Here is a 2,771-nt window from a genome sequence, read left to right on the forward strand (position 1 = left end):
GCGACCTCGGCGTCCGACGCCCGGGTGCGGGCGAGGAGCTCCTCCATGCGACGGGCCTCGTGCGGGACCTCGTCGGTGACGAACGTGAGGCTGGGGGTGTGCCGGATCCCGGTGCCCTGGCCGACCATCGTCCGCAGCACGCCCTTGGCGCTGTTCAGCGCCGCGGCGGCACCCGCGGTGTCCGGCTCCTCGTCGACCGTGCGCCCCAGCACCGTGTAGTACACGGTCGCCTCGCGCAGGTCACCGGTGAGCCGGGTGTCGGTGATGGTGACCATCGCGAGCCGGGGGTCCTTGACCTCGTGCTCCAGCGCCCCCGCGACGATCTGTGAGATCCGCTTCGCCAGCCGGCGGGCGCGGGCCTGGTCCACCATGACGTGCTCCTAGTCGTCTTCCGGTCCCAGCATGCGGTGCCGGGCCGACAGTAGTTCCAGCTCGGGACGGCCTGCCACGAGGCGCTCGCACGCGGCGAGCACCTCGACGACGTGACCGTGGTCCGCCGCCACGCACGCGACCCCGATCAGGGCACGGCGGTGCAGGTCGAGGTGCCCCGCCTCGGCGACAGCCACCTCGAACCGCTTCCGCAGCTCGGCCACCACGGGCCGCACCACGGACCGCTTCTGCTTGAGCGACTGCACGTCCCCGAGCAGGACGTCCAGCTCCAACGCGCCTACGTACATGTCAGTGTGCGCGGAGGCGGCGGTGCTCTGCGAGAGCACCGCCGCCCACCGACTTCGATCAGGCCCGAGGCTTCTCGCGCATCTCGAACGTCTCGATCACGTCGTCGACCTTGATGTCGCTGTACGTGCCCAGGGTCAGACCGCACTCGAAGCCCTCGCGGACCTCGACCACGTCGTCCTTGAAGCGGCGCAGCGAGCTGATCGGCAGGTTCTCCGCGATGACCACCGAGTCGCGCAGCAGGCGCCCGCGGGCGTTGCGGCGGATCTCGCCGTTCATCACGAGGCAACCGGCGATCGTGCCGAACTTCGAGGACTTGAACACGTCCCGCACCTCGGCGCGGCCCAGCTCGACCTCTTCGAACTCCGGCTTGAGCATGCCCTTGAGGGCCTGCTCGATCTCCTCGATCGCCTGGTAGATCACCGAGTAGTAGCGGATCTCCACGCCCTCGCGGTTGGCCAGCTCCGTGGCCTTGCCCTCGGCACGGACGTTGAAGCCCATGACGATGACGTTGTCCGCGATGGCGAGGTTGATGTCGCCCTCGGTGATGCCACCGACGCCGCGGTGGATGACCCGCAGCTCGACGTCGTCCCCGACCTCCAGCTTGACCAGGGCGTCCTCGAGGGCCTCGACGGTACCCGAGTTGTCGCCCTTGATGATCAGGTTGAGGGTGTTCGTCTCCTTGAGGGCCGCGTCGAGGTCCTCCAGGGAGACGCGCTTGCGACGGCTCGCCAGCTCGGCGTTGCGCTCCCGCGCCCGCCTGCGGTCGGCGATCTGCCGCGCGACCCGGTCCTCGTCGACGACGAGGAACGTGTCACCCGCGCCGGGCACCGACGTGAAGCCGATGACCTGGACCGGACGCGACGGGTACGCCTCGATGACGTCCTCGCCGTGCTCGTCGAGCATCCGTCGGACACGACCGGACGCGTCGCCCGCCACCACCGAGTCGCCGACCCGCAGCGTGCCGCGCTGGACCAGCACGGTCGCGACGGGGCCGCGGCCACGGTCGAGGTGGGCCTCGATCGCGACGCCCTGGGCCTCCATGTTCGGGTTGGCCCGCAGGTCGAGCGCGGCGTCCGCGGTGAGCAGGATCGACTCGAGCAGCTGGTCGATGTTCGTGCCCTGCTTCGCCGAGATGTCGACGAACATCGTGTCGCCGCCGTACTCCTCGGCGACCAGGTTGTACTCGGTCAGCTGCTGGCGGATCTTCGCCGGGTTGGCACCCTCGACGTCGATCTTGTTGACCGCGACCACGATCGGCACGTCGGCCGCCTGGGCGTGGTTGATCGCCTCCACCGTCTGGGGCATGACCCCGTCGTCCGCCGCCACCACGATGACCGCGATGTCGGTGGACTTGGCGCCACGGGCACGCATGGCGGTGAACGCCTCGTGACCCGGGGTGTCGATGAAGGTGATCGGCCGCTCGTAGCCCTCGAGCTCCGACATGACCTGGTAGGCACCGATGTGCTGGGTGATGCCGCCGGCCTCGCCCTCGCGGACGTTCGCCTTCCGGATCGTGTCCAGCAGTCGGGTCTTACCGTGGTCGACGTGACCCATGATGGTCACGACCGGCGGCCGGACCACGAGGTCGTCGTCGTCGCCCGCGTTCTCGCCGTAGGTGAGGGAGAAGCTGTCGAGCAGCTCCCGGTCCTCCTCCTCCGGGCTGACGACCTGGACGTTGTAGTTCATCTCCGAGCCCAGGAGCTCGAGGATCTCGTCCGAGACCGACTGCGTCGAGGTGACCATCTCGCCCAGGTGGAACAGCACCTGGACCAGGGCGGCCGGGTTCGCGTTGATCTTGTCCGCGAAGTCCGTCAGCGACGCACCGCGCGGCAGCCGGATCGTCTCGCCCTGGCCCTTCGGCAGGCGGACGCCGCCGACCGAGGGGGCCTGCATCGAGTCGAACTCCTGGCGCTTCTGGCGCTTGGACTTGCGACCCTTGCGCGCCGGACCGCCGGGACGCCCGAAGGCACCCGCGGTACCGCCACGACCACCGGGACGACCGCCGCCACCGGGGCGACCGCGGAAGCCGCCGCCCGCGGGGGCACCGCCACCGCCACCACCGGGACCGCCACCGCCACCGGGACGGAAACCGC

At 70.1% G+C, this 2,771-nt stretch carries 3 protein-coding genes; all 3 read right to left on the minus strand.

The window, feature by feature from the left end; translation table 11 throughout:
* The coding region (gene rbfA, locus H5J29_RS28080) for a 30S ribosome-binding factor RbfA (protein WP_181784003.1) at positions 1 to 371 on the minus strand (371 nt) is incomplete at its 3' end.
* A gap of 9 nt (positions 372 to 380) precedes the next feature.
* The gene (locus H5J29_RS28085; RefSeq protein WP_181784005.1) at positions 381 to 677 is read right to left on the minus strand and encodes a DUF503 domain-containing protein; all 297 of its coding nucleotides are present in this window, start codon (positions 675 to 677) and stop codon (positions 381 to 383) included.
* 58 nt (positions 678 to 735) lie between these two features.
* Positions 736 to 2,771: translation initiation factor IF-2 (infB, locus tag H5J29_RS28090; protein ID WP_181784004.1), on the minus strand; the 2,036-nt coding region annotated here is incomplete at its 5' end.

The organism is Pseudonocardia pini, from assembly GCF_013870575.1.
GTDB classification, from domain to species: domain Bacteria; phylum Actinomycetota; class Actinomycetes; order Mycobacteriales; family Pseudonocardiaceae; genus Pseudonocardia; species Pseudonocardia pini.